This window comes from Arthrobacter crystallopoietes (assembly GCF_002849715.1).
Lineage (GTDB): Bacteria > Actinomycetota > Actinomycetes > Actinomycetales > Micrococcaceae > Crystallibacter > Crystallibacter crystallopoietes.
In genome coordinates, this window is sequence record NZ_CP018863.1 from 4,029,003 (window position 1) to 4,054,482 (window position 25,480).

Below are 25,480 nucleotides of genomic sequence, written 5' to 3' on the forward strand. Positions count from 1 at the left end.
TTGCGAAGCGACGCTCGATGCTGCCGAGCGGGACCGTCGCGCTCATGAGCGTTTCGGTCATCTGCTCCAGCACGGCCATGTCGACGTGCGACTTGGCCTCGAATGGTGGCCGGCATCGTCCACCCGCCGCCGGTCTTCGCTCGAATTATAGTTCCCGACGTCGGCGGCCTGTAGGTCACCAATTCATTGGCTCCGGCGATCAGCGCGGTCTCACGTGTGTCCTCGGAAAAGCGTGGGCGGTAGCCGTTGATGCTGTTGTATGGCTATGAGGCCGGAGTCCGGTTTCTGGGGCGAGCAGGACATTCGCGGGCGGCTCGTCTCGGCTCATGCACGATCAGGTCCTTGGGAGGGCCGCCCGCCCCGGCATACGCGCATCAAGACCGCTCCGATGGGGCCACTGGCCCCAACCGGAGCGGGCCAACCGGCTGACGACACGGCAGCGCGAGGTCATGCTGCACATGGGGAGGGTCCTGCTCAACGACGAGGAGCATCCTTCAGCAGGGAGCACCGAGCGAAATGGTCCCGAAAACTAGGGGGCAACCGCCCCTCATCCGGGGCTTACCGTCCTGGTGAATGGATTGCACACTAGGTATATCCGTTCCGGCAGCGACAATTCCCCCCACCGAAGGGACGGCCGGTCGAGCCGGAGCCTACGTTTCCCAACCCGCTGGCTCCGGCTCGACACCTGTCATTACCGGGGTCCAGCTGGCACAATTCGAGCATGATCGTGCTGCCGCCGCCGGGGCCGCCCGAACTGAAGCCGGAGGAGATCGGGAGCCTGAACCCCTATGCCGACGATATGGCCGGCTTCATACAAGCAGCGCTGGTCAGTGAACGCAACAGCATCGCCAGCCAGCACCATGGCCTCGAAGGCAGCTTCCATGACGGCATCGCCCGACGGCAAGAGTCGACGAGCAGGCTCTCGCCATTCAGGCCGGTTTCCAACTGCACCGATCCGCCGTCGAAACGTTTCCGTCACGGGTCCCGTCGCTGCAGCCCGCGAGGCACAAGACCGCGGCGGCCGGCATGATCCGGCGCATCCTCGCGCCTAAGGGAGACACAGGTCAGAGCCTACTTGAGCTTCACTTTGGCCAGCACCATGTTGTGGTCGGATGCGGGGGTGGAGCGCAGCCGACCGTTGCGGTCGATGTCCAGGACGTTTTCGTAGGAGACGGTGCCGGCGATGTTCTTGGTGAAGATGTAGTCGATCCGTCCGAACGTGGATTTCTGCTGCTTCTTGAAGCTGTTGGTCGTGGGGTAAAGGAAGTCGGTCTTGGCGGCTGAGGAGGCGGTGTCGGTCCAGCCCGCCTTGATCATGGCCTCGTGCGGCAGGTTCGAGGGTGTCACGTAGAAGCTCGAGTTCATGTCACCGCCGCTGACCACTGGGAGCTTGCGGATGTTGATGGCCTTCATCCGCTTTTCGATCAGCTGCATCGTCGAGGTCTTCGACACCGCGCCCTTGACCGGGAGCTTGGGGGAGACGTGGAAGGAGACGGCGTAGAACTGCTTGCCGGTCTTCTTCGATTTCAGCAGGGCCCAGGCGGCGCCCCGTTGATCCTCGCCCTTGGCGACCGGGAGGGCGAAGGTGCCGCGCTTGAGCAGCGTGTATTTGGACGTTTTGTAGGCGATCCGGTTCACGTACTGCTGGGTGCCGGCCTTCTCTGGAGTGCGGTCGAGTGCGTAGCCAGCCTTCTTCAGGTGTCCCTGGAAGTCGGTCATCGCTTTGGTGTTCCTGGTGCCGGGGATATTCACATTCAGCGCCTCCTGCAGGAGGAGCACATCCGGGTTCTTGGCTTTGATGGTCCGCAGGTGGGTCATCTTGCGGGTGTTCCAGTGCGGGACGCTGATGCCGGAGAGTTTGCAGCTGGCGCAGAGCAGGTTCTGACTGGCCACGGTCAGCGTCTCGGTGCCGCGGACCCCCGGCGCTGCCGGGTAGGCAGTGATGCGTGAGGACGTGCGGGTCTTGAAGGTCTTGTTGTGCGCCTGCACGCGGATGAACGTCGGGTACGAGGACCGGGAACCGGCGGTGAGGTTCTTGATCGTGAAGCTGGTCCCGGTGATGTTTCGGTAGGTCCTGGGCCTCAGGGTCATGGCCATGTTGTCGGCGACCAGCACTGTGTAGTGGGTGGTGTACGCGGTCTTGTTCCAGCTGACCGTAATGCTGTCCGTGCCGCCCTTCGTCTTCAGCGGCGTGAATGCACCCGGGTAGTTGGCCCCGGTCATGGTCTTCAACGTCGCGGACCAGGGCGAACGATTCCATGTTCCCCACGGCTGGCCCTTGACGGGTGTGAGCGCACGGTACTGGATGTAGTAGGTGGTCGCGTTGGTGAGGCCGCCGATCCAGCGGCTGTTGACCTTCTCCTCGATTTTCGCGCCGACGAAGTCTGCGCGGGTGCCGTAGCGGACTTCCCAGCGTCCGACATCGCCGAACGCCGGCCACACGAGGGTCATACTGTTATAGCCCGGTGCGGCAGCGGTCTTCGGCGCCGGCAGGGGAGCCTGGCTTGAAGTGACGACTATGACTTTGCTCGCGGCAACGGCAGACGCAGAGGCAGCCGGTGCGGCAAAGGCTGTGCCGGGCACGGCAGCCGCGGTCAGGGAAGTGGTGAGCAGCACCGCGGCGGCTCGGCGCAGAAGAGAAGTTTTCAATGGGACGCTCCGGGTGACGAGGTGGGCTACAAAGGAGACACGCGCCGAAACTCCGAAACCAGCCCCCGGAGAAAAGTATGGGGCAAAAACGGGGGATTGGGGAAACGCTAAACCGATGCAAATTGAAAGCAGTCGCACACTCTAAAAGGGCTGAAGACGCCGTGCCCATGTCCGGTTCCACAGCCTCGGTTCGGTCCGTTCTTCCTCCTGCGCGGTTCGATGAAGGCCATGAAGAGACGATGCTGCCGGGCCTTCCTACGGCCGTCGCACTTAGCCGGCGTGTGGATGAAAAGCACTTTCCCATGGCCGGAGGCAACAAAAAACCCCGGAAACCGTTAGGTTTCCGGGGTTTTCTCCTGTGCGCGGAGGGGGACTTGAACCCCCACCCTCAATAAGAGGACTAGCACCTCAAGCTAGCGCGTCTGCCATTCCGCCACCCGCGCAGGTGGTGTTTTCGCTCAGTTTCGGCGAACCGATTCCTTCGAAAGCAGCGAGAAAAACTCTAACACGTTTTGGCCGAAGTGTTTAATCGGGGAGATTCCTATCCTGCTGAGCCGCGTTTCTGTGACTTTTCGGCTGCCGCGCCGGGAGCAGATCGCTAGGCTGGAGCCAAGCACCCCCGTCAGCAAGGAGCCCGAAAATGCCTGCCCTTCGTCCGCAAGATGAAGTTGTCCGCATCTGCCAGGAACTGATCCGGATCGACACCTCGAATTTTGGTGACAATGCGGGTCCGGGAGAGCGGGCAGCCGCCGAGTATGCGGCCGGCCTGCTGGAGGAAGTGGGTCTGTCCACGGAGATCTTCGAATCATCTCCGGGACGCGCTTCAGTCGTCACCCGCATGGCAGGGGAGGATCCTTCGGCAGACGCGCTGGTGGTCCATGGACATCTGGATGTTGTGCCGGCGCAGAAAGAAGACTGGCAGGTTGATCCCTTCAGCGGCGAGGAAAAGGACGGTCTAATCTGGGGCCGTGGAGCGGTGGACATGAAGGACATGGATGCCATGATCCTGTCCGTGGCCCGCGACATGGCCCGAACCGGAACCAAGCCGAAGCGCGACATCGTATTCGCTTTCTTCGCCGACGAAGAGGCCGGCGGCAAATACGGGGCTCGTTGGGCAGTAGATAACCGACCCGAGCTTTTCGACGGCGCCACGGAAGCGATTTCGGAAGTCGGTGGGTTCTCTGCCAACATCGGCGGGAAACGTGCCTACCTGCTCCAGACTGCCGAGAAAGGCATCGCATGGCTACGCTTGGCTGTCAGCGGGCGGGCTGGGCACGGCTCGCAGATCAACACGGACAACGCGGTGACCACGTTGGCAAGCGCCGTGGGCAGGATCGGCGCCCATCAGTGGCCCATCGAGCTGACGGACACGAGCCGACGGTTCCTGGACGGCGTAACGGAACTCACCGGCGTCGAATTCGATCCGGACAATCCGGACATTCTGCTCAAGGAATTGGGCACCGTGGCACGCTTCGTCGGTGCCACTTTGCAAAACACTTCCAATCCGACCGTGCTGAAAGCCGGCTACAAGGAAAACGTCATACCTGGCTTGGCCGAAGCCCGGATCGACGCACGGACTCTGCCGGGCCAGGACGAACTGGTGCTGGCCAAGATCCAGGAGCTGGCGGGGGAGGACGTCGACATCTCCTACATCCACCAGGACTCGGCGCTCGAAGTACCGTTCGCGGGAAACCTCGTGGATGCAATGGTGGATTCGCTCAGGCATGAGGATCCGGACGCAGTGGTTCTGCCGTACACGCTTTCCGGCGGCACGGACAACAAGTCGCTGGCCAGGCTCGGGATCACCGGATACGGGTTCGCACCGCTGCAGCTGCCCGATGACCTGGACTTCACCGGTATGTTCCACGGCGTGGACGAACGCGTTCCCGTGGACTCCCTGAAGTTCGGCACCCGGGTACTGCACCGGCTGCTGACCAGCTACTAGCGCGGGACGGACCGATGACCAAGACAGCCGAAGAGCTGCTGCCGGAGACGATGCTCGCCACATTCCGCTCCCGGGCGGCCGGCTATGACGAGGCCAACTCCTTCTGCCACGAGGACTTCGCTGATCTTCAGGCCGCGGACTATTTGAAGATGCTTGTGCCGGATGTCGACGGCGGGCTCGGCTACGGCCTGCGGCAGGCCTCCCTGGCCCAGCTCCGGCTGGCCAGTGCGGCCCCGGCCACGGCATTGGCTGTCAACATGCACCTGGTCTGGACAGGCGTCGCCCAGGTGATGCGGGCCCGCGGGGACCGGAGCCTGGACTTCGTGCTCGAAGAAGCAAGCCGGGGTGAGATTTTCGGATTCGGCGTATCCGAAGCCGGAAACGATCACGTGCTGTTCGACTCCACCACCGTCGCTGCGCCACAGGACGACGGCGGCTACTCCTTCACGGGAACCAAGGTTTTCACCAGCCTCTCGCCCGTATGGACGAGGCTGGGAACTTTCGGGCGCGACGACGACGGCGACGAACCACAGCTGGTCTGGGCCTTCATCGACCGCGAAGCACCCGGCTACCGCATCAAGGACGACTGGAACACGCTTGGCATGCGGGCCAGCCAGTCGAATACGACGGTGTTGGACGGCGTACGCGCCCGACCCGAACGGGTCTTCCGGAAGCTGCCGGTCGGGCCGAACCCGGACCCGCTGATCTTCGGCATCTTCAGTTGCTTCGAAATCCTGCTGGCCTCCGTCTACGCCGGCATCGGGGCGCGAGGGGTGGAGCTGGCGGTGGAGAACGTCCGCCGGCGGACATCCCTGAAGACCGGCAGGAGCTACGCGCAGGATCCGGACATCCGCTGGCGCATAGCCGATGCTGCGATCGAAATGGACGGGCTCTACCCGCAGCTGGAATCCATCGCCCGGGATGTAGACACTCTCGTCGACCACGGACCGATGTGGTTCCCCAAACTGGCGTCCGTCAAGGTTAGGGCGACCGAAACGGCGAAGCGCGTCGTCGAGCACGCGGTAAGGGTCTCCGGGGGCGGCGGGTACTACCGCGGCAGCGAGCTGGAGCGCTTGTACCGGGATGTGCTGGCCGGGCTTTACCACCCCTCGGACGACGAATCAGCGCACGGCACAGTGGCCAACGCCTGGCTTGGCCCTATCGAGGACTAGGCCCCGCCGGACAGGTCAGACGGTGGCCTCGACGCGCAGGACTTTCCGGCGCATCCAGTACTTGCGGCTGCCGCCCATGTAGAAGCGGGTCCGGATCAGGTCCCACTTGCCGTATTCGGCGTGCTCAGCCAGCGCCCGGCGGGCCTCCTTGACAGATTCGCCCTTATTGACCGTCAGCACAAGATATTCGTACTGGCGGAGGTGGTCGCGTTCGCGCTGGATGGAGCCGGTGCTAATTTGTTCTCTCATTGGCCCTCCAATCTCTTCACTTATTCTTCCCACAACCGCTAACGTCTACTACATGGCAATTGATCCGCGTGTCGCACTCCAGTCGTTTACAGCTGCCCTTGAGGAACATCTTGCCGCATCCGCCAGCCGGCGCGGTGAGGATGATCCTGCGGTGGAGGCCGCCTTCTCCTCCATAATGGAAACCTTCGAAGCCTATGAAGACGCACTCTACGACGCGTACGGTGAAGTTACGCCGCTGGTCATTTACGACGAGTCCGAAGACGAGGACGACGACGGCGATGACGACTATGAAGCGGTCATGGACCCCTTCGACGACGATCTGGAAATTGAGGAAAAGTAACCCCTCCCGCAGTTGAATTCCTATATAGGCACTACGGTACCGAGATATCGTCGAGCGCAGAAGCGATCTCGGACGGGATGCTCTTCGGGGCAGCCTTGAGGATCTGTTCGAGCTGGTCGGGTGTCCTGGGACCGATCACGGCAGTGTCAATGCCGGGTTGTTCCAGCGTCCAGCCCAGTGCCAGCTCAAGCGGCTGCACATCCAGGCCACGGGCTGCGGTTGCCAGCGCCTCGGCGATCCTGGCGGGCCTTCCGGAAAGATAAGGTTCCACAAAGCCCGCCCTGTTTTCGGATGCTCCCCGCGAATCCGCCGGCGTGCCGTTCCTGTACTTGCCGGTCAGCACACCGCGGCCAAGGGGGGACCAGGCCATGACTCCGGTGCCCAATGCCCGCGCCGCCGGGATAACTTCCCGTTCTGCCGTGCGCTGGAGCAACGAGTATTCGGACTGTACGGCCACCAGCGGGACGGCACTGAGCGACACGGCACGGGCCAGTTGCCAGCCCGAGTAATTGGAAACTCCTACGTAACGCGCGCGGCCAGAAGACACGGCGAACTCCAAGGCGGACAGCGTTTCTTCCAAGGGCGCGTTGTCGTCCCAAACATGCGCCAGCCATACGTCGAGATAGTCCGTGCCCAGACGAGCCAGGCTGGCGTCGAGAGAACGCAGCATTGCGCCGCGGGAGGTATCCACTTCCCTTGCGCCGTCGCGGCGGACCATCCCCGCTTTGGAAACCACCGTTACTTCCTGCCGAGGGACCAACTCGCCCAGAAACGCACCGATGATCGCTTCGCTGCGGCCTTCGGCATAAGCAGCCGCAGTATCGAGCAGCGACCCGCCTGCATCCAGATAGGAGCGAAGCATCGTTGCCGCGCTCTCTTCGTCCGTCTCCTGGCCCCATGTCATGGTGCCTAACGACAGGCGCGGTACTTTCAGCCCACTTTGACCTAACCGATTCTGCTCCATGGGCAAAAGCCTACGGCCTGCCACGCCGCAGGCGGGAACTGACCCGCGCATGAGTCTCGGATGTGGTAGGTAGCTCATACCGTAGGAGGATCTTTGTCACGGCGGCTGTGTCCGGTTCTGCCGCAGCGGCGGTCGTGCTTTAAGGTCTAAGTTGTGACTTGGCTAGAAGCGGCCTTTCTGGGACTCATCCAGGGCCTGACCGAATTCCTCCCGATTTCCTCCAGCGCACATCTGCGCGTTGCGGGTGAACTCCTGCCGGGCGCCTCTGACCCCGGCGCCGCGTTTACCGCCATCACGCAGCTTGGCACGGAGACCGCAGTCCTGGTCTATTTCTGGAAAGACATCGTCCAGATCGTGAAGTCCTGGATCGGTTCCCTGACCGGGAAGGTGCCGCGGAGTGATCCGGATGCCCGGATGGGCTGGCTCATCATTATCGGCTCCGTCCCCATCGGTGTGCTCGGCCTGCTCTTCGAGGACCAGATCGAAGGGTCCTTCCGGAGCCTGTGGATCGTGGCGACCATGCTGATCGTCTTCGGGTTGTTCCTGGCCATCGCCGACACAATCGGCAAGCAGGTCCGGACTCTGGATAAGCTCAGTTATAAGCACGGCATCCTGTACGGTCTGGCCCAGGCGCTGGCGCTCATCCCGGGCGTCTCGCGTTCGGGCGGAACCATCACGGCCGGCCTCCTCATGGGCTACACGCGTGAGGCGGCCGCCCGGTATGCGTTCCTGCTGGCGGTTCCGGCGGTATTTGCCAGTGGGCTCTACCAGTTGGCCACCAGCTGGAACGAGCCCGGACCGTACGGTGGTGGCGAAACCGCGCTGGCGACGCTGGTGGCCTTCGTGGTCGGTTTCGTCATCATCGGATGGTTCCTCAAGTACGTCTCAACCCGCAGCTACAAGCTCTTCGTCTGGTACCGGATTGCGCTCGGGTTGCTGCTGTACATCCTGCTTGGTATCGGCGTCATCAACGCCTAGCAACGCCATAAGTACGACGGCGGTCCCCGCCGGACCGTGATTCTCACCGGAAGGAACAGCCATTGTTTGGTTGGAATGCGCGCCCAGTGCCTCAGCTCGCCGGAGGCCGCAACACACTGGCCCTCTTTGATACGGCCGCGGGGGAGATGGTCCAACTGGATCCCGCTCCCACCGGTTCGTTGTATGTCTGCGGCATCACCCCCTACGACGCTACCCATATGGGCCACGCCGCCACCTATGTCAGTTTCGACCTGCTGAACCGCTACTGGCGCGACGCCGGCCGGGAAGTCCAGTACGTGCAGAACGTCACTGATATCGACGATCCGCTGCTGGAACGGGCGAACGCCACGGGGGTGGACTGGGAAGCACTGGCCAAGGACCAGACCAACCTCTTCCGCGAAGACATGGAGGCACTGAATGTGCTGCCGCCGGACCACTACATTGGTGCGGTGGAGTCCATCGAATGGATCATTCCGGCAATCGAGCAACTGATCTCCGAGGGGCTGGCCTACCGGGTGCCCGGCACTGGCGGCGAACCGGACGGCGACGTCTACTTCGATTCCGTCGCGGCTGCCGGTGAAGGCTGGCACAACGGCATGACCTCGCGGCTGACCGAGGAGGAAATGCTGCCGCTCTTTGCCGAGCGCGGCGGCGATCCCGAACGACCCGGCAAGCGGCATCCCCTGGACGCACTGCTGTGGCGCGTGGCCCGCGAAGGCGAGCCGAAGTGGCCGGGAAGCTCGCTGGGCGAAGGCAGGCCCGGATGGCACATCGAGTGTTCCATCATCGCCCGGAAGTTCCTGCCGGAAACCTTTGATGTCCAAGGCGGCGGCTCCGACCTGAGCTTCCCGCACCACGAAATGAGCGCCGGGCATGCCTATGCCTTGACCGGAACGGAACTGGCACGCCACTTCGTGCATGCCGGCATGGTGGGCCTGGACGGCGAAAAAATGAGCAAGTCCAAGGGCAACCTGGTGCTCGTGTCGAAGCTTCGCTCGGAGGGCGTGGACCCGTCCGCCATCCGCACCGTGCTGCTGGGCCAGCATTACCGCAGCGACTGGTTCTGGACCGATGACCTGCTGCAGGAAGGAACCAAGCGCCTCGCGCGCTGGCGTTCCGCCGCAGGGAATTCGGACGAGGAATCAGCCGCCGCATTGGCCGACAGGATACGGGCGGCCTTGGCACAGGATCTGGATGCACCCGCGGCGCTGGCCGCCGTGGACGCCTGGGCCGCGGCCGCACCCGGCGGCAGCAGCCAAGAGGAATCGCCCGCCGGAACCCCCGTCGCCAAGGTGCTCGACGCGTTGCTCGGCATCGTCCTTTAGCGCTTCATGCTAAAGCCGGCCGGGCGGCGCCTTTTTGGCTGCCGCCCGGCTACTCCTTCCGGCGCTTTTTCAGGTAGCGCTCGAATTCACGGGCAATGGATTCGCCGGTCGCCTCCGGCAGGTCCGCCGTGTCCTTAGCCTCTTCAAGCTGCCGGACATAAGCGGCGACTTCCGGATCCTCCGTGGCCAGTTCGTTGACACCGCGTTCCCATGCCTCGGCCTCCTCGGTCAGCACGGCGGTATCGAGCGGAACCTGCAGAATATCTTCCAGGCCTTGCAGAATCGCCAGCTCGGCCTTGGGGGAAGGGGACTGCCCGACGTAATGGGGCACCGCTGCCCAGAGGGACAGGGTGGGAATTCCCGCCAGTGAGGCCACTTCGGCAAGCACTCCGACAATCCCGGTCGGACCCTCGTACTGGCTGGCTTCCGTATTCAGGGATTCCCGGACAGTGTCGTCTTCGCTGGTAACGGTCACCGGAATGGGCCGGCTGTGCGGAACATCGGCCAGCAACGCCCCGACCAGCACCAGGCAATCGACGTCGAGTTCAGTGGCGTGGGCGAGCAACTCGGCGGTGTAGGCCCGCCAGCGGTATGACGGTTCGACACCGTGCACGAACACAATGTCGATATCCGTATCCGGAACGCTGCAGCGGGTCAGCTTGGTAGTGGGCCATTTGATCCGGCGATCCCCTGACGCCGTACGCCGGATCAACGGGCGGGTGAACTGGAAGTCGTAATACAGGTCGGGGTCGATACTGGCCACTTTGACACCGTCCCACAACCGGCTGAGGTACTTCACTGCGTCGGTTGCCGCCTCGCCGGCATCATTCCAGCCTTCAAACGCGGCGAGCATAATTGTCAGCCGCCGCTCGTCTCCGCCCTCCGGCTTCGGGAACAAGCGCCGCAAGCCCCGAGCCTCATTACTGTCCATAGTGCTCACGTCTTCACCCTAAACCCCGTCCGTGGAGTTGTCAGTGAGCGGTACCGTGATTCGCGTAGAGCATAGCCAGGGCATCAAGGCGTGCCCGGCGGCGGCGGGACCGTAGACTTGGAGCATGTCTGCTTCTCCCGACCGCCTTGGTGCGCTGTCTGAAAATCCAACGCGCGTACAGGCTGTTCTCTGGGATATGGACGGAACCCTCGTCGACACCGAACCGTACTGGATCGAAGCCGAAACCGAGCTCGTCCTCAAATTCGGCGGGGTCTGGACTGATGAGCTAGGCCGCGGGCTGGTCGGCAATGCGCTTCCGGTTTCGGCTGCCGTCCTGCAGGAAGCAGGCGTCGACCTGAGCGTCAGGGAGATCATCGACCACTTGCTGGGCGCCGTCGTCGCCAAGGTGCGCCACGAGATTCCATGGCGCCCCGGGGCCAGGGAACTGCTGAAGCAGCTTAACGATGCAGGCGTATCGACAGCGCTCGTGACTATGTCCGAGACCATCCTCGCCGAAGAGGTCGTCCGGTCGCTGCCTGCGGGCAGCTTCCGCTTCATGATCACCGGCGACATGGTGGAACATGGCAAGCCCAATCCGGAACCGTACCAGCGTGCCTTCGACAAGCTGGCGGCAGCTGATCCCGGACTCGATAAGTCACACGTAGTAGCGCTTGAAGACTCTGTGCCGGGGGCCACCTCGGCCCAGGCCGCAGGACTGGTGACCGTGGCCATCCCTCACGTCGTCGAGGTCCCCGATGATCCGGGCCGGTACCGGTGGGAAAGCTTGGCAGGCAAGTCTTTGGCAGACCTGGACCTGTTGCTGGAGCAGGATGTCGTCAACACTCAGGGTGCCGGGAGAAGCGCATGAGCATGTCGCCGGACACGGGGAACAGCCCGGACACCAGCAACTCCCCGCCTGAATCCAAACCGCCGGCCCGCCGCGAGGGGATCCCGCTGGGCAGCATCTGGGGCGTTCCCATCGTGCTGGCCTATTCCTGGTTCATTATTGCCGTCTTCATCGTTTTCGCCTTCGGGCCCCAGGTCAGCAGGGCCATCCCGACACTTGGCAGCGCATCCTATGTGGTGGCCTTCGGCTATGCCGTCCTGCTGCTGCTCTCCGTCCTCGTCCATGAACTCGCCCACGCCCTCAGCGCGCGCGTCTTCGGCTGGCCGACCGCGAAGATTGTGCTCAACCTTTGGGGCGGCCATACCCAGTTCGAAAATTTCAAGGCCACTCCGGGCAAATCCCTGATAGTTGCCTTGTCCGGCCCCGCAGCCAATTTCGCGTTGGCTGGTTTTGGCGCGCTGCTCATGCCCGTCATGGAGGCCAATGCCGTGGCCTGGGTCCTGACGGACATCTTTATCTGGGCCAACCTGCTCGTTGCGGTCTTCAACATCCTCCCCGGCTTGCCGCTGGACGGTGGCAGATTGGTGGAGTCGGCCGTGTGGAGCATCACGGGCAGTCAGGAAAAGGGCACGTTGGCCGCAGGCTGGGCGGGACGCATCATCGTCATCCTCATCGTGGTTGGCGTCATCGGCGTGCCGCTGGCCATGGGACGCCAGCCCGACCTTCAGGTCGTGGTGATCATGGTTCTGGTGGGTGGGTTCCTCTGGATGGGCGCGAGTGCTTCCATTACCAACGCCAAGTTGCGGCTGCGGCTGCCGCACGTCAGTGCCGGCGCTCTCAAACAGCCCGCCATCAGCATGCCCGCCAGCTCTAATGTGGAGCAGGTGCAGGCCGTAGCACGCAGGGCCCCGCACGCATTCGTGATCCTGACAGCCGCCACCGGCCAGCCCGAGGCGATTGTCGACGGCCAGGCGCTTGAACAGGTTCCCGAAACTGCAGCTGCCCGCACACCGGCGGCCGCCGTAAGCCGTGCCCTCGCCCCCGGCGCCTACATACCGGAATGGGCTGCCGGACAGGAATTGGTGAAGTACCTCGCGGGGCTTGCCGGAACCGAGTATGCGGTCACCGACGCTGACGGACGGGTTACGGGACTGCTCAGCCAATCAACTGTTGTACGGGCCATCACCGGCAAAGCCTCATAGCCAGTACGCCGCCCAGTTCCCAGCCGATATTCACTATCCACCGATCGGAAGTAGCACCAGCATGAGTTCACCGACCACACCGCATGGAGCAGACCAGCGCCGCGGCCCGTTCCGTTCCGGAGAGCGCGTCCAGCTCACGGACGAAAAGGGCCGGATGAACACCATTACGCTGACCCCCGGCGGCGCCTTCCACACCCATAAGGGCTTCCTGACGCACGATGTCCTGATCGGCCAGCCGGAAGGCTGCGTGGTCAGCAATGACACCGGCCATAAGTACCAGGCCCTGCGGCCTCTGCTCTCGGATTTCGTCCTGTCCATGCCGCGCGGCGCCGCCGTCGTATATCCCAAAGACGCCGGTCAGATTGTGACCATGGCCGATATTTTTCCGGGCGCCCGGGTGGTTGAAGCCGGAGTGGGCTCCGGCGCACTGAGCATCTCGCTGTTGCGCGCCGTGGGCGACCAGGGCTACCTCCATTCGTTTGAACGGCGCGAGGAATTCGCCGACATCGCGAGGGGAAATGTCGAAACCATTTTCGGCGGGCCGCATCCAGCCTGGCAGATCTCGCTGGGCGACTTCCAGGACGAAGTGGTCAAGCAGGAGGCCCCGGGCAGTGTGGACCGAGTGGTGCTGGACATGCTCGCCCCGTGGGAATGTCTGGACGCCGTTGCAACCGTGCTGGCTCCGGGCGGGGTGTGGATCAGCTACGTCGCCACTGTTACGCAGCTGTCGCGGACGGCGGAAGCGATCCGGGCCGACGGCCGCTTCACCGAACCCGACGGCTGGGAGTCGATGGTGCGCGGCTGGCATTTGGAAGGGCTGGCCGTTCGCCCGGACCACCGGATGGTCGCCCACACCGGCTTCCTGCTCACCGCCCGCCGGCTGGCCGACGGCGTCACCGGACTGACTCCGAAGCGCCGCGCCTCCAAGTCGGAGTTCTCGGCAGCGGACCTGAAAACCTGGGCGCCTGATGACGAGCATTGGGATACGGAGGCGCTGGGGGAGCGGGCAGTGTCGGACAAAAGGCTCAGACGTGCTGCCAAGGACGCCGCGTCCACGGTGCAGCGCGGGGCTTTCAAAAATACCGACCAGCCCGACAGCGCCGGCGGACAGGTTACAGACCAGTAACAACTAGGTGTTCATACTGCTATCAGCGGAATTACCCGAGAGGCTCCGGCGTTTCCTTCTCATGTAAGTGTTGCACTCGGGGCATCGGCGGCTAGGGTCTTACCAAGGGACCCGATTCCAGAGAGCAGGTTGCGGTGATGAACGAAGACCAGAACCAGACCAATCAATCGGCACCGGCTGGCGAGACAACCGAGCTGACTGTTGCACAGCGCCAGATCAATGTTCTACGGGACAAGATCCGGAATCTGGACAAGCAGTTGGCATCGGCCACGCAGAACAACGCACGGCTTGTCTCCATGCTGGAGTCTGCGAAGGCCGAAATTGTCCGGCTCAAGGATGCTCTGGAGCGCGACGGCGAGACCCCCTTCAGTTTTGCCACGATCACCCAGGTCAACAGGCGGCAGCACCCACGCACGGGTGTTACGACGACGGCGACCATGCAGGAAAGCGTGGACATCATTCAGTCCGGCCGCAAGCTCCGCGTTGCCGTCAGCCCGCTGATCAACCTCGCGCAGCTGAGCCCGGGGCAGGAAGTGCTCCTGAACGAATCCCTCACCGTCATCGCGGCCCTCGGGTTCGAGCGCGCCGGCGAGCTGGTCACCATCAAGGAACTGCTCGGCGCGGATCGTGCCTTGGTTGTCGGCCGGGCGGACGAGGAGCGGGTGGTCAAACTTTCCGGCTCCCTGCTCAAAGTGAAAATCCGTGTGGGGGACGCTGTATCCATCGACGCGCGCAGCGGCTACGCGCTCGAAAAAATCCCCCGCAGCGAGGTGGAGAACCTCATTCTGGAAGAAGTCCCGGACATTTCGTACCAGGACATCGGCGGGCTCGGGCCGCAAATCGACGAAATTCGCGACGCCGTCGAGCTCCCCTTCCTCTACCCGGATCTCTACCGCGAGCACGGCCTCAAGGCGCCCAAGGGCATCCTGCTTTACGGGCCTCCCGGTTGTGGCAAGACCCTGATCGCCAAGGCCGTGGCGAACTCGCTCGCAGCACGGGCCATCGAGCGCAGCGGCACGGAGGAAACGCGCAGCTACTTCCTGAACATCAAGGGTCCCGAGCTGCTGGACAAGTACGTCGGTGAGACCGAGCGGCACATCCGGCTGATCTTCGCACGGGCCCGGGAGAAGGCTTCCGATGGCAGTCCAGTGGTGGTTTTCTTCGATGAAATGGACTCGCTTTTCCGCACCCGCGGCACCGGTGTATCGTCCGACGTCGAAACGACGATCGTTCCGCAGCTGCTCAGCGAGATAGACGGGGTCGAGAAGCTGGAAAACGTCATTGTCATCGGCGCCTCGAACCGCGAGGACATGATTGACCCGGCCATCCTGCGTCCCGGCCGGCTGGACGTGAAGATCAAGATCCAGCGCCCGGACGCGGAAGCAGCGGCGGACATCTTCGCAAAGTACATCACCACAGGTCTGCCCATCCATGTGGAGGATCTTGCAGAGCATGGCAACGACCGGCAGGCGACGGTGGACGCGATGATCCAGCGCACTGTTGAAGCGATGTACGCCACGGAGAAGTCAACGGAGTATCTGGAAGTCACTTATGCCAGCGGCGACACCGAGATGCTCTATTTCAAGGACTTCAATTCCGGCGCCGTGATCCAGAACGTGGTGGACAGGGCCAAGAAGAACGCCATCAAGGACCTCCTGACCAACCAGCAAAAGGGCCTGCGGATCGAGCATTTGCTCCGTGGCGTGGTGGATGAGTTCCGCGAGCATGAGGACATGCCGAACACGACCAACCCCGATGATTGGGCCAGGATCTCCGGCAAGAAGGGCGAGCGGATCACCTACATCCGTACCATCATCCAGGGCAAGGCCGGTCAGGAAGCCGGAAAGTCTATCGAAACGACAGCGAATACGGGGCAGTATCTGTGAGCGTCAACCGGGTGATGGGAACGGAAACGGAGTATGGGATCCACGCTCCGAGCGATCCGCTGGCCAATTCCACCGTGCTCTCCTCCCAAATCATCAATGCCTACGCCGCCACCGTCCGCAGCGGTATGGGAAACCTGGCGGGAACGCGCTGGGATTACACCGATGAAGAACCTCTGCATGACGCCCGCGGGTGGTCGGTGGCACGGGAGAACGCGGATCCGTCGCAGCTAACCGACATGCCGCCGGTCCTTGACGCCGAGCAGATCGCCCTGTCCGGCGGACGCCCGCCCTCGAACGACTTCTACTCCGAGGAGTCTGCAGGCTCCGGCGTCTTGATGAACATGGTGCTCAGCAACGGTGCCAGGCTGTATGTCGACCACGCTCACCCGGAGTACTCCAGCCCGGAAGTCACCAATCCCCGGGCCGGGGTGCTGTGGGACAAGGCCGGCGACGTCGTCGTACTCCAAGCATTGCAGAAGATCGCGCGGACGCCAGGTTTCGCTCCGGTCAACATCTACAAGAACAACACTGACAACAAGGCAGTTTCGTACGGCGCGCACGAGAACTACCTGATGCCTCGCAGCCTACCGTTCGGGCAAATAGTGACCGGGCTGATCCCGTTCTTCGTCTCCCGCCAGGTCATCTGCGGCTCGGGCAGGGTTGGCCTGGGCATGACCGGCCGGCACCGGGGCTTCCAGATCAGCCAGCGGGCAGACTTCTTCGAAGCGGAAGTTGGGCTGGAAACTACCATCCGCCGGCCCATCATCAATACCCGGGATGAACCGCACGCCGTCGCGGACAAGTACCGCAGGCTGCACGTCATCATTGGAGATGCGAATCTGAGCGAGGTCTCCACATACCTGCGGCTGGGGACTACGGCGTTGGTTCTCTCCATGATTGAGCACGGCGAGGCGCCGCACGTCCAGCTGAGCGAACCGGTCCAGGCCTTGCAGGCCATCAGCCATGATCCGACCCTGCAGCAGAAAGTTGCGCTGAAGGACGGCGCCATGGTCACGGGTCTTGATCTGCAGGAAATCTATCTTGAGGCGGCAGCGGCGCACTGCCGCAGGCACGGCACCGACCAGGGGCAAACGGCCGATGTCCTGGCACGGTGGGGAGCGCTGCTATCGACGTTGCGGCGCGATCCCATGGAGGCCGCCTCCCAGCTGGACTGGGTCGCCAAACTCAAGCTCCTCCAGGCTTACCGGGACCGCGATGGTTTGGAATGGTCGGATTCCCGGCTGGGACTGATCGATCTGCAGTATTCCGATGTCAGGCCCGAGAAGGGACTCTATTACCGGCTGGCCCAGCGGGGAAAGATGGAACGGCTTCTGACGGATGCCGAAATAGCCGAGGCAGTGCATGAGCCGCCGTCGGATACCCGGGCCTACTTCCGCGGCAAGTGCATCGAGCGTTTCCCCAAGGAGGTGGTCGGCGCCAGCTGGGACTCGGTCATTTTCGATCTGCCGAGCCGCCGGCGTCTGCAGCGGATCCCCACACGGGAGCCCTTGCGCGGCACGCGCGAGCTTACCGGGCCGCTCTTCGATCAAGCTGCTTCAGCCGAAGAATTTATTTCGGCGCTGCTCGGGCCGGAAAGCGCCCCTGACGTGGCAACATAAAGAATATGAACTCAATAGCCGTCGGATCTGACCAAGGAGGCAGTCATGGCAACGCAGGACCGCAAGAACGTAGAAGGCCGCACTCAGGAAGAAGAGTACGACGAGGCCCCCGGGACACCTGAGCCCGCCCCTGCTGCAGCTGCACAAGCTGAGACCGAAGGCACGGACGATCTGCTCGACGAAATCGACGGTGTCCTCGAGCAAAACGCGGAGGAGTTTGTGCGCGGTTTTGTCCAGAAGGGCGGACAGTAGCCCATGAACTTGCCGGCTGGCGGACATAGTTCCACATTTTCCCAAATTTCCCATGCGGCTACGGCGTCATTTTCCGAGTATCTGTCCCGCAGTGCTCCGGATCTGTTGCCTGGAGTGCGCGGTTCGGCGACAGGCGTCAGCTCGAATGCCGAACACTTGGCGCCGCATGCCACAACGATCGTGGCCATGACCTACGCCGGGGGCGTGATCATGGCCGGCGATCGGCGGGCAACCATGGGAAATATGATTGCCAGCCGGCATATCGAGAAGGTCTTCCCTGCTGATAACTACTCAGTCCTGGGCATCGCCGGCACGGCCGGTATCGCTCTGGACGTCACGCGCCTCTTCCAGGTGGAGCTGGAACACTACGAGAAGATCGAAGGCACATTGCTGAGCCTGGAAGGCAAGGCAAACAGGCTTGGCGCCATGATCCGAGGCAACCTGCCTATGGCGATGCAGGGCCTGGCGGTGATACCGCTATTTGCAGGATTCGATACAGACCGGCATCTGGGGCGGCTCTTTTCCTACGACGTGACCGGCGGGCGCTATGAGGAACTCGAACACCACTCCGTAGGTTCCGGATCCGTCTTCGCCCGCGGAGCGTTGAAAAAGCTCTGGAAGCCCAACATGGACGAGGACCGCGCCGTGTCTGTCGCGGTGGAATCGTTGTATGACGCTGCTGACGACGACTCCGCAACGGGCGGACCGGATGTGGTCCGGCAGCTGTGGCCGGTGGTCTACGCGGTAAATTCGGCCGGAGCGAAGCGCATCCCGGAACGTGTACTTGCCGCCGCCGCCGAAGCCGTGATCGCTTCGCGTGCCGTGGCCGGACGGGAGGCATAAACCATGACCCAACAGTTCTATGTCTCGCCGGAACAACTGATGAAAGACCGGGCGGATTTCGCCCGGAAGGGCATCGCCCGCGGCCGCTCCGTTGTAGTGCTCAGCTGCAGCGAAGGGATCGCCCTGGTCGCCGAGAACCCGTCCCCGTCGCTGCACAAGATCGGCGAAATTTATGACAGGATCGCGTTCGCTGCCGTTGGCAAATACAACGAGTTCGAAAGCCTGCGGCAGGCAGGAGTTCGGTACGCCGATGTGCGGGGCTATTCCTACGATCGGGAGGATGTCACAGCCCGGGGGCTCGCCAGTGTCTACGCGCAGAGCCTGGGCGCCGTGTTCACCGCCGACAGCAAACCCTTTGAAGTGGAGCTGGCCGTGGCCGAGGTAGGACTTCGGCAAGCGGAAGACCATCTCTACCGGCTCACTTTCGACGGATCCATCGCGGACGAACCGGATTACGTGGTCATGGGCGGCGAGATCGACGCGGTGAATGAGACGCTGCGGTCGAATTGGGATGCGGGTCAGGACTTTGCCGGGGTCATCCGCGCGGCTGCGGGGGCTTTGGAAGGGCACCTGCCTGACAACGGAGGGGCTTCCGGCCAGCGCCGACTCGGCCCGGAAATGCTGGAAGTAGCGGTCCTTGACCGGGACCCGATGTCCAGCCGCGGCAACCGCCGGGCTTTCCGGCGGCTGTCCAATGCAGAGGTGACGGATATTTTGGGGGACTGACATGGACAGACGGATCTTCGGCATCGAGACCGAGTTTGGCATCTCCTATTCTGCGCCGGACTCGCGTCCGCTGTCGCCGGAGGAAGTGGCCCGCTACCTGTTCCGCAAGGTAGTGACGTGGGGACGGTCTTCGAATGTCTTCCTGACCAACGGCTCGCGGCTGTATCTGGATGTCGGATCGCATCCGGAATATGCCACCGCAGAGTGCGACGACGTAGCACAGTTGATCGCCCAGGACCGCGCTGGAGAGCTGATCCTCGAAGACCTTATGAACGAGGCGCAGGACCGATTGCGGCACGAGGGCTTTGACGGCAGTGTCTACCTTTTCAAAAACAACACGGACTCCGCCGGAAATTCCTACGGCAGCCATGAGAACTATCTGATCCCGAGGAAACTCGAGTTCTCCCGGCTCGCGGACATTCTGATTCCGTTCCTGGTCACCCGCCAGGTCCTGGTGGGGGCCGGTAAGGTGCTGAAGACCCAGAACGGGTCGATCTACGCGTTTTCCCAGCGGGCGGACCATATCTGGGAAGGCGTCTCTTCCGCTACTACGCGTTCCCGCCCCATCATCAATACCCGTGATGAGCCGCACGCGGACGCCGAGTACTACCGCCGTCTGCACGTCATCAACGGGGACTCGAACATGTGCGAGACAACCACCATGCTCAAGATCGGTTCGGTGGATCTTCTGCTGCGGATGATCGAAGCCGGTGTGATCATGCGCGACCTCCGGCTGGAGAATCCCATCCGCAGCATCCGGGATATCTCCCACGACCTGACCGGTTCCAAACCGCTCAAGCTTGCAAATGGGAAGGAAATGAGCGCCCTTCAGATGCAGCAGGAATACTTGGACAAAGCCCGGGAGTTCGTTCGTACCAACGGCGCGCACAGTCCCCATGTGGAACGGATTCTTGATCTGTGGAAACGCACTCTTGCAGCGGTCGAAGCGCAGGATTATTCGGGAATTGACACGGAGATTGACTGGGCGATTAAGAAGAAGCTGATTGACCGCTTCAGCCAGCGCCATGGGCTGGACCTGGATTCAGCCAGGATTTCGCAGCTGGACCTGACGTACCATGACATCTCACGGCGCCGCGGGCTGTTTTTCCTGCTTCAGGCGCGTGGCGAAGCCGCTCGTGTAGTACAGGAACCCGAGGTGAAATCTGCAGTCGACAATCCGCCGCAGACCACCCGTGCCAAGCTCCGCGGTGATTTTGTCCGTGCCGCGCGCGAACACGGGCGGGATTTCACGGTGGACTGGGTCCATCTGAAGCTCAATGACCGCTCCCAGCAGACCATCCTGTGCAAGGATCCCTTTAAGAACGTTGATGACAGGGTCGAGGCTCTGCTGGCCTCACTTTGAGGAACTGCCCAGCTATCTCTGTCACAATATGACCAACGCGGGTCCATCGGATCTGCCATGCCCCCGACAGCACCTCACGAAAGTTGAAATGTGCGCAAAATACTAGCGACCATGCTGCCCTTTGCACTGTTGCTTACTGCATGCAGCAGCGCCGACAGCGAAGGCTCCGGTTCGGACAGTCTGGATGACGTGACCATCACCGCAGCTGATGCCGGTTCCGCCCCTAAAGTCGAGTTCGATGCACCCTTGGAATTGCCGGAATCCACGGCCAAGGTAGTCGATGAGGGCGAAGGCGAAGGCGCCGTCGACGGGCAATGGATCCGCTACCAGTTGATGGCCGTCGACGCGGTGACCGGTGAACAGCTCGGGGAGACCTACTCCGGTATTGCCGCGCAGACGCTCGAGCTCAACGAACAGTTCAAGTCCGTCGATCCGGCCCTCTACGACGCCCTCATCGGGGCGAAGGCCGGCTCCCAGATCGCCTACTACGCCACTCCTCCGGAGCAGGCTTCGGCCAGTGCCCCTGCTTCCAGCCCGCAGCTGCTTGTCGTTTCAGTCCAGCAGGTCAAAGACAAGGCGGTGAAAGCCGAACCCGCAGAGGTAGCCGAGTTGGAGAAGGCAGGGAAGCTGCCCGAGATCAGCTTCGATAAGGACGGCGTCCCGTCAGTCAAGATACCGGAAGGCGCTCAGGCTCCGGAGGACCTCATTGTCCAAGTGATCGAGGAGGGCGACGGCAAGGAAGCCACTGCCGAGAGCACCGTCAAAGCGAACTATGCCGGCTGGAACTGGGCCGAAGGCAAGGAGTTCGACTCAAGTTTTTCCCGCGGCGAGCCGACTGAGTTTCCGCTCAACGGGGTCATCGAAGGCTGGACCAAGGGGCTGACCGGGCTCAAGGAAGGGGCAAAAGTTATGCTGTCCATTCCTACGGAACTAGCATATGTCCAAGGGCAAGGGGACGCGTCAGGAGACTTGATCTTCTACGTCGAACTGGTCGAAGTAAAGTAACAACAAGCCACAACCGCTAGGAAAGGTACCCTAAACATGTCGTTTGGACAGCGCGAATACGATCGCCAGAAGCCCGAAATCGATTTCCCGGGCACGGCTGCCCCCACTGAGCTGGGCATCGAGGACCTCATCGTCGGTACCGGTGCAGAGGCCAAGCCCGGGGACACCGTCTCCACACACTATGTGGGTGTGGCGTGGTCCACCGGCGAAGAATTCGATGCTTCCTGGAACCGCGGCCAACCGCTCGACTTCCGCGTAGGCGTTGGCCAGGTTATCCAAGGCTGGGACCAGGGCCTGCTGGGCATGAAGGTCGGCGGCCGCCGCCGTCTCGAGATCCCCTCGGAGCTTGCCTACGGCGAACGGGGCGCAGGTGGCGCCATCGCACCGGGTGAGTCACTGATCTTCGTAGTCGACCTGCTGGGCGTGCGGTAACCGCTTCAGAGGCCTAGTCGCGGGCGGAGTAACGTTAGTTCATCGTTACTCCGCCCGCCGTCGTTAACTTCGCTTGCATCGTGAAGCTGGAAGTACCCTTGAGGCTATGTCCGCGTCCAAAACCGAACGCCTGCTTAATCTTCTGATCGCGCTGCTGGAACGCAGACGCGGGTACAGCAAAGAAGAGCTACGCGCGCTGATACCTCCCTATAAAGAGGCTTCGAGCGAGGAGGCCTTTAACAGGCTGTTCGAACGGGACAAGGACGACCTGCGCGAAATGGGCATCCCGGTCCAGACCTTCATCGAGGATGCTTTCTTTGACCTGGACTCTGGTGTTACGCGCTACCGCATCGACCGCGAAACCTATCGTCTCCCCGAGCTCTCTTTCACTCCGGAGGAATCGGCTGTGCTTTCGCTGGCTTCGCGCATCTGGCAGCAGGCCTCGCTTGGCTCCGCCGCAGCCAGGGCAGTACGCCGGCTGGACGTCCGCGGCGCCTTGGCGGAAGGCGATTCCCTGATCGGAATTGAACCCCGAATCCGCACGGCTGAGCCAGCATTCGACGAGCTGCTGAAGGCCGTCATGGACAGATATCCGGTGTCGTTCGAATACCGGGCGGCCAGTTCGGGCGGAGTGTCGGTACGGCACGTCGAACCATGGGGTTTGGGCAACCGCTTCGGCCATTGGTACCTGGTGGGTAATGACCTTGACCGCGGAGACGAACGCACCTTCCGCTTGACTCGGATAACTTCGAAGGTCAAGAAGCTCTCCGGCACTTACCTGGTTCCCGAAGAGTTCACCATGCGCGCGGCGCTGGAGTCGTTGGTCCCCGACAGGCAGCAGGGCACCGCCACCCTGCTCCTTCGGCAAGGGCACGCACATTCTCTTCGGACCGCCGCATCCACTGTGGATGCAGGGCCTCACGGCTGGGATACCGTGACCTGCACGTTCGGTGATATCGAGACCTTTGCCGAAGAGGTTGCCTCTCATGGAGCGAATGCCTATGCGGTCGATCCGGTCGAGCTGAAGGACGCCGTCATCCGGCGTTTCAACGGTGCGCTTGAGTCGATGACCCAAGCACCGCCGTCGTACGATCTCGGCTCCACAGCGAGACCGGCACGGACAAAATCTTCATCCTTGGACCGCCTTCCGCGGCTCCTCGATCTGGTGTCCTATGTGAGCGCCCATCCAGGTGCACCTCTGAACGAGACCGCAGAGAAGTTCGGAGTGAGCCCGGATCAGCTGGGCAAGGATCTCAGCCTCCTTTTTGTCTGCGGGGCTCCCGGCTATGGGCCGGACCAGCTGATCGACGCCTACTGGGAGGACGGCTCCATCTATATCGGCAATGCCGACGAGATAGCCCAGCCCGTTCGGCTGAGTATCGACGAAGCGTTGTCCCTTGTGGTGGGCCTGCAGGCGTTGGAAACCGTTCCGGGAGTGGGGGACCGGCCCGCACTGCGGAGCGCGCTGAGCAAACTGCTGGACGCGACCGGCGGCGACCGTGGCCTGCACCGTGCCATTGCTGCGGACTTCGACGCCGATACCCGCACGGAGGAAGTCCTCGCCCTGCAGGACGCCGTGGCTGCCAGCGAGACGCTCACGATTGAGTATCTGGTCCCTTCGCGGGATGAAATGACGGTTCGGGACATCGACCCGGTACAGGTGTTCGCTGTCGATGGCCACTGGTACACCGAAGCGTGGTGCCACGGCCAGCAGGCAATCCGGCAGTTCCGGGCGGACAGAATCCGCTCGCTGCGCAGGACCGGGCAGCACTTCCAGCAGCCCGAGGCGCGGAGTTCGCAATTTCCCCAAGCGCTCTTTACCCCTAGGGACACGGACGAACTTGTGGTGTTGAAGATCTCATCGCGACTGGCGGAGCTCGCGGAGCACTACAACGCCGAACGCCGCGTCGTTCTGGACAATGGCGACGTTGTGGCGGAGCTTCGCCTGGGTTCGACGGCGATCATCACGCCTTTGGTAGCCCGTCACGGCGGTGAAGTTACCATCCTCGAGCCCGCGAGCCTCGCACTGGCTGCCCGCGCGTGGCTTGCGGCTGCGCTGGAGGTCTATTCGGAAAATTCAAAGCTGGACGGACTAGACTCGTAAGCATGTCATGGTGGTTCTGGATTCTGCTCTGGGTTGCGCTTTGTGCCCTCGCGTTGCTCTTCGTCGTTTACCTGGGTTTTCGGCTCTTCCGCCAAGTAAAGGCAACTCTGCAGGATTTCGAGGTGGCGGCAGGCAAGCTCGGCTCGGGTTTCGACGTCCCCGGCAGCACCGGGGCAGCAGAACCGCGCACCATTGTTTCGGGAGTCTTTCTTGACCCCGCGGAAGCACGGGAAATCTACGTTTCGGGCAAGGCGGAACGACGCGAGGCTAGACGGCTCAAACGCGTGGCCCGACGGGCTGCCGCCGGGCAGAGGCAGTCCCTCAGGGACGTCAGGCTTTCATAACGTAAGATGTACTCGAAACGAAAGGAACCATCCAATGGGACGACTCTTCGACAACCCCTGGACAATCATCATTCTCGTCATCATTGTCCTGCTGCTCTTCGGAGCCCCCAAGCTCCCGGGTCTTGCCCGCAGCGTGGGTCAGTCGATGCGGATCTTCAAGTCCGAAGTCAAGCAGATGAAGGATGAGAACCCGTCCAAGGATGACACCGACGACGACGCCGTTGAAGGCCGCGTGGTGAATCCGCCCCGAAACCAGAACAACCGGGATCAGGCACCGAACGCGAACGGCGGAACTCCGCCGCCCAACCAGCAGTAAGGCCAATGTCTCGAGGTAAAGGCCGCAAAGCCAATCCTGAAGGACGGATGGCGCTCAAAGAGCACATCAAAGAATTCCGGAACCGGCTGATTGTATCCGGCATTGCTATTCTTCTGGGCGCCATCGGGGGATGGTTCCTTTACGACCCGGTAATGGTCGCAGTCCAGCAACCGCTGATCGAAATTTCGTCCGTTGAGGGCCGCCGTGCGGAAATCAACTACGGCAGCGTAGGTTCTCCGTTCGATCTGAAAATTCAGGTCTCCCTGTTTCTGGGCTTTCTCGTCAGCTCGCCGATCTGGATTTACCAGATCTGGGCCTTCATCACGCCAGGCTTGAAACAGAAAGAGCGGCGCTACACACTCGGTTTTATGGTGGCCGCTGTGCCCTTGTTTCTGCTGGGCATCTACTTTGGCTGGATTGTGCTGCCGGAGATCGTCAAGGTTCTCACCATGTTCACGCCCGTAGGAGGCGTGAACCAGATCCTGGCAACGGACTACCTGACCTTTGTCATGCGTATGTTCCTATCCCTGGGCGTGGCTTTCCTCCTGCCGGTGGTCCTGGTCGGGGTCAACTTCGCCGGCCTCGTCAGCGGACGGCAAGTCATCAAGAGCTGGCGCATCGTTGTCTTCGTTGTATGTGTGGTTGCCGCGATGGCAGCGCCCGGTCCGGATGCCATGTCCATGTTCCTGCTGGCGGGGCCGCTGCTGGCCCTGTTCTTCGTCGCCGTCGGCGTGTGCCTGCTCAACGACAAGCGTCGTGCACGGAAGAAGAAGGAACGTGAGGAGGAAGTGGAAGCGTCTGCAGACAAGGCAACACCGCTGACTGATCTTGAGGGTCCTGCAGAGGCCTGAGCCGGTGGAAG

25 protein-coding genes and 1 tRNA gene are annotated in these 25,480 nt (G+C 62.3%); 21 read left to right on the plus strand and 5 right to left on the minus strand.

Annotation, left to right across the window (positions count from 1 at the left end):
• The first annotated feature begins 721 nt into the window (after nucleotides 1–721).
• Nucleotides 722–1,030, plus strand: coding sequence for a hypothetical protein (locus AC20117_RS18540; protein ID WP_074702390.1), 309 nt, complete (start codon nucleotides 722–724; stop codon nucleotides 1,028–1,030).
• Nucleotides 1,031–1,071: 41 nt separating this feature from the next.
• On the opposite strand, the gene AC20117_RS18545 is transcribed toward AC20117_RS18540, so the two are convergent.
• The gene (locus tag AC20117_RS18545; protein WP_139186834.1) at nucleotides 1,072–2,649 is read right to left on the minus strand and encodes a hypothetical protein; all 1,578 of its coding nucleotides are present in this window, start codon (nucleotides 2,647–2,649) and stop codon (nucleotides 1,072–1,074) included.
• 359 nt (nucleotides 2,650–3,008) lie between these two features.
• Nucleotides 3,009–3,092, minus strand: a tRNA-Leu gene (locus AC20117_RS18550).
• A gap of 197 nt (nucleotides 3,093–3,289) precedes the next feature.
• Here AC20117_RS18550 and AC20117_RS18555 point away from each other — a divergent pair.
• Both AC20117_RS18555 and AC20117_RS18560 read left to right on the plus strand, forming a co-directional pair.
• The gene (locus AC20117_RS18555) at nucleotides 3,290–4,594 is read left to right on the plus strand and encodes a M20/M25/M40 family metallo-hydrolase (protein WP_074702388.1); all 1,305 of its coding nucleotides are present in this window, start codon (nucleotides 3,290–3,292) and stop codon (nucleotides 4,592–4,594) included.
• A gap of 14 nt (nucleotides 4,595–4,608) precedes the next feature.
• The gene (locus tag AC20117_RS18560) at nucleotides 4,609–5,766 is read left to right on the plus strand and encodes an acyl-CoA dehydrogenase family protein (protein WP_074702387.1); all 1,158 of its coding nucleotides are present in this window, start codon (nucleotides 4,609–4,611) and stop codon (nucleotides 5,764–5,766) included.
• 15 nt (nucleotides 5,767–5,781) lie between these two features.
• On the opposite strand, the gene AC20117_RS18565 is transcribed toward AC20117_RS18560, so the two are convergent.
• A complete protein-coding gene (locus AC20117_RS18565; RefSeq protein ID WP_074702386.1) occupies nucleotides 5,782–6,015 on the minus strand; it encodes a DUF5703 family protein in 234 nt (77 codons plus the stop codon).
• Nucleotides 6,016–6,067: 52 nt separating this feature from the next.
• Here AC20117_RS18565 and AC20117_RS18570 point away from each other — a divergent pair, with 52 nt between their 5' ends.
• Nucleotides 6,068–6,355: a hypothetical protein gene (locus AC20117_RS18570; protein ID WP_074702385.1), complete on the plus strand. Its 288-nt coding sequence runs from the start codon at nucleotides 6,068–6,070 to the stop codon at nucleotides 6,353–6,355.
• 31 nt (nucleotides 6,356–6,386) lie between these two features.
• Here AC20117_RS18570 and AC20117_RS18575 read toward each other — a convergent pair whose 3' ends face one another.
• Nucleotides 6,387–7,319 carry an aldo/keto reductase gene (locus AC20117_RS18575; RefSeq protein WP_074702384.1) on the minus strand — a complete coding sequence of 311 codons (933 nt, stop codon included), beginning with the start codon at nucleotides 7,317–7,319 and terminating at the stop codon, nucleotides 6,387–6,389.
• A 153-nt stretch (nucleotides 7,320–7,472) separates the two neighbouring features.
• On the opposite strand from AC20117_RS18575, the gene AC20117_RS18580 reads away from it, so the two are divergent.
• A complete protein-coding gene (locus tag AC20117_RS18580) occupies nucleotides 7,473–8,297 on the plus strand; it encodes an undecaprenyl-diphosphate phosphatase (protein ID WP_074702383.1) in 825 nt (274 codons plus the stop codon).
• Nucleotides 8,298–8,359: 62 nt separating this feature from the next.
• Complete coding sequence (mshC, locus tag AC20117_RS18585) at nucleotides 8,360–9,622, plus strand: cysteine--1-D-myo-inosityl 2-amino-2-deoxy-alpha-D-glucopyranoside ligase (protein ID WP_074702382.1); 1,263 nt, start codon at nucleotides 8,360–8,362, stop codon at nucleotides 9,620–9,622.
• Between the two features lie 49 nt (nucleotides 9,623–9,671).
• On the opposite strand, the gene AC20117_RS18590 is transcribed toward mshC, so the two are convergent.
• A complete protein-coding gene (locus AC20117_RS18590; protein WP_074702381.1) occupies nucleotides 9,672–10,553 on the minus strand; it encodes a PAC2 family protein in 882 nt (293 codons plus the stop codon).
• 124 nt (nucleotides 10,554–10,677) lie between these two features.
• On the opposite strand from AC20117_RS18590, the gene AC20117_RS18595 reads away from it, so the two are divergent.
• From AC20117_RS18595 to tatC, 15 genes are all read left to right on the plus strand, one after another.
• Complete coding sequence (locus AC20117_RS18595) at nucleotides 10,678–11,421, plus strand: HAD family hydrolase (RefSeq protein ID WP_074702380.1); 744 nt, start codon at nucleotides 10,678–10,680, stop codon at nucleotides 11,419–11,421.
• 2 nt (nucleotides 11,422–11,423) lie between these two features.
• Entirely contained in the window at nucleotides 11,424–12,602 is a 1,179-nt protein-coding gene (locus AC20117_RS18600) for a site-2 protease family protein (RefSeq protein WP_074702379.1), read from the plus strand.
• 61 nt (nucleotides 12,603–12,663) lie between these two features.
• On the plus strand, nucleotides 12,664–13,728 hold the full coding sequence (locus AC20117_RS18605; protein ID WP_074702378.1) for a tRNA (adenine-N1)-methyltransferase: 1,065 nt from the start codon (nucleotides 12,664–12,666) through the stop codon (nucleotides 13,726–13,728).
• Nucleotides 13,729–13,865: 137 nt separating this feature from the next.
• The gene (gene arc / locus AC20117_RS18610; protein WP_074702377.1) at nucleotides 13,866–15,614 is read left to right on the plus strand and encodes a proteasome ATPase; all 1,749 of its coding nucleotides are present in this window, start codon (nucleotides 13,866–13,868) and stop codon (nucleotides 15,612–15,614) included.
• A gap of 14 nt (nucleotides 15,615–15,628) precedes the next feature.
• A complete protein-coding gene (dop, locus tag AC20117_RS18615; protein ID WP_083340012.1) occupies nucleotides 15,629–17,233 on the plus strand; it encodes a depupylase/deamidase Dop in 1,605 nt (534 codons plus the stop codon).
• A 45-nt stretch (nucleotides 17,234–17,278) separates the two neighbouring features.
• Nucleotides 17,279–17,485, plus strand: a complete 207-nt coding sequence (locus AC20117_RS18620) for a ubiquitin-like protein Pup (protein ID WP_074702375.1) — start codon at nucleotides 17,279–17,281, stop codon at nucleotides 17,483–17,485.
• 3 nt (nucleotides 17,486–17,488) lie between these two features.
• Nucleotides 17,489–18,328 (plus strand): proteasome subunit beta, encoded by an 840-nt coding sequence (gene prcB / locus AC20117_RS18625; RefSeq protein ID WP_074702374.1) that lies wholly within the window; start codon nucleotides 17,489–17,491, stop codon nucleotides 18,326–18,328.
• 3 nt (nucleotides 18,329–18,331) lie between these two features.
• Nucleotides 18,332–19,054 (plus strand): proteasome subunit alpha, encoded by a 723-nt coding sequence (prcA, locus tag AC20117_RS18630; protein WP_074702373.1) that lies wholly within the window; start codon nucleotides 18,332–18,334, stop codon nucleotides 19,052–19,054.
• Between the two features lies 1 nt (nucleotide 19,055).
• Nucleotides 19,056–20,417 carry a Pup--protein ligase gene (pafA, locus tag AC20117_RS18635; protein WP_074702372.1) on the plus strand — a complete coding sequence of 454 codons (1,362 nt, stop codon included), beginning with the start codon at nucleotides 19,056–19,058 and terminating at the stop codon, nucleotides 20,415–20,417.
• 90 nt (nucleotides 20,418–20,507) lie between these two features.
• On the plus strand, nucleotides 20,508–21,422 hold the full coding sequence (locus AC20117_RS18640) for an FKBP-type peptidyl-prolyl cis-trans isomerase (RefSeq protein ID WP_074702371.1): 915 nt from the start codon (nucleotides 20,508–20,510) through the stop codon (nucleotides 21,420–21,422).
• Between the two features lie 36 nt (nucleotides 21,423–21,458).
• Nucleotides 21,459–21,854, plus strand: a complete 396-nt coding sequence (locus AC20117_RS18645) for an FKBP-type peptidyl-prolyl cis-trans isomerase (protein ID WP_074702370.1) — start codon at nucleotides 21,459–21,461, stop codon at nucleotides 21,852–21,854.
• A 106-nt stretch (nucleotides 21,855–21,960) separates the two neighbouring features.
• Nucleotides 21,961–23,958, plus strand: coding sequence for a helix-turn-helix transcriptional regulator (locus AC20117_RS18650; RefSeq protein ID WP_074702369.1), 1,998 nt, complete (start codon nucleotides 21,961–21,963; stop codon nucleotides 23,956–23,958).
• 2 nt (nucleotides 23,959–23,960) lie between these two features.
• Nucleotides 23,961–24,302 (plus strand): hypothetical protein, encoded by a 342-nt coding sequence (locus tag AC20117_RS18655; RefSeq protein ID WP_074702368.1) that lies wholly within the window; start codon nucleotides 23,961–23,963, stop codon nucleotides 24,300–24,302.
• A gap of 34 nt (nucleotides 24,303–24,336) precedes the next feature.
• Nucleotides 24,337–24,618, plus strand: a complete 282-nt coding sequence (gene tatA / locus AC20117_RS18660) for a Sec-independent protein translocase subunit TatA (RefSeq protein WP_074702367.1) — start codon at nucleotides 24,337–24,339, stop codon at nucleotides 24,616–24,618.
• A 47-nt stretch (nucleotides 24,619–24,665) separates the two neighbouring features.
• Nucleotides 24,666–25,469: a twin-arginine translocase subunit TatC gene (tatC, locus tag AC20117_RS18665; protein ID WP_083339857.1), complete on the plus strand. Its 804-nt coding sequence runs from the start codon at nucleotides 24,666–24,668 to the stop codon at nucleotides 25,467–25,469.
• Nucleotides 25,470–25,480 lie beyond the last annotated feature (11 nt).

Excerpts from the sequence above, each read along its gene's own strand:
- AC20117_RS18540 (WP_074702390.1), top strand. The coding sequence starts at position 722 with ATGATCGTGCTGCCGCCGCCGGGGCCGCCCGAACTGAAGCCGGAGGAG.
- AC20117_RS18555 (WP_074702388.1), top strand. The coding sequence starts at position 3,290 with ATGCCTGCCCTTCGTCCGCAAGATGAAGTTGTCCGCATCTGCCAGGAA.
- AC20117_RS18560 (WP_074702387.1), top strand. The coding sequence starts at position 4,609 with ATGACCAAGACAGCCGAAGAGCTGCTGCCGGAGACGATGCTCGCCACA.
- AC20117_RS18565 (WP_074702386.1), bottom strand. The coding sequence starts at position 6,015 with ATGAGAGAACAAATTAGCACCGGCTCCATCCAGCGCGAACGCGACCAC.
- AC20117_RS18570 (WP_074702385.1), top strand. The coding sequence starts at position 6,068 with ATGGCAATTGATCCGCGTGTCGCACTCCAGTCGTTTACAGCTGCCCTT.
- AC20117_RS18575 (WP_074702384.1), bottom strand. The coding sequence starts at position 7,319 with ATGGAGCAGAATCGGTTAGGTCAAAGTGGGCTGAAAGTACCGCGCCTG.
- AC20117_RS18590 (WP_074702381.1), bottom strand. The coding sequence starts at position 10,553 with ATGGACAGTAATGAGGCTCGGGGCTTGCGGCGCTTGTTCCCGAAGCCG.
- AC20117_RS18595 (WP_074702380.1), top strand. The coding sequence starts at position 10,678 with ATGTCTGCTTCTCCCGACCGCCTTGGTGCGCTGTCTGAAAATCCAACG.
- AC20117_RS18600 (WP_074702379.1), top strand. The coding sequence starts at position 11,424 with ATGTCGCCGGACACGGGGAACAGCCCGGACACCAGCAACTCCCCGCCT.
- AC20117_RS18605 (WP_074702378.1), top strand. The coding sequence starts at position 12,664 with ATGAGTTCACCGACCACACCGCATGGAGCAGACCAGCGCCGCGGCCCG.
- arc (WP_074702377.1), top strand. The coding sequence starts at position 13,866 with ATGAACGAAGACCAGAACCAGACCAATCAATCGGCACCGGCTGGCGAG.
- dop (WP_083340012.1), top strand. The coding sequence starts at position 15,629 with ATGGGAACGGAAACGGAGTATGGGATCCACGCTCCGAGCGATCCGCTG.
- AC20117_RS18620 (WP_074702375.1), top strand. The coding sequence starts at position 17,279 with ATGGCAACGCAGGACCGCAAGAACGTAGAAGGCCGCACTCAGGAAGAA.
- prcB (WP_074702374.1), top strand. The coding sequence starts at position 17,489 with ATGAACTTGCCGGCTGGCGGACATAGTTCCACATTTTCCCAAATTTCC.
- prcA (WP_074702373.1), top strand. The coding sequence starts at position 18,332 with ATGACCCAACAGTTCTATGTCTCGCCGGAACAACTGATGAAAGACCGG.
- pafA (WP_074702372.1), top strand. The coding sequence starts at position 19,056 with ATGGACAGACGGATCTTCGGCATCGAGACCGAGTTTGGCATCTCCTAT.
- AC20117_RS18645 (WP_074702370.1), top strand. The coding sequence starts at position 21,459 with ATGTCGTTTGGACAGCGCGAATACGATCGCCAGAAGCCCGAAATCGAT.
- AC20117_RS18650 (WP_074702369.1), top strand. The coding sequence starts at position 21,961 with ATGTCCGCGTCCAAAACCGAACGCCTGCTTAATCTTCTGATCGCGCTG.
- AC20117_RS18655 (WP_074702368.1), top strand. The coding sequence starts at position 23,961 with ATGTCATGGTGGTTCTGGATTCTGCTCTGGGTTGCGCTTTGTGCCCTC.
- tatA (WP_074702367.1), top strand. The coding sequence starts at position 24,337 with ATGGGACGACTCTTCGACAACCCCTGGACAATCATCATTCTCGTCATC.
- tatC (WP_083339857.1), top strand. The coding sequence starts at position 24,666 with ATGGCGCTCAAAGAGCACATCAAAGAATTCCGGAACCGGCTGATTGTA.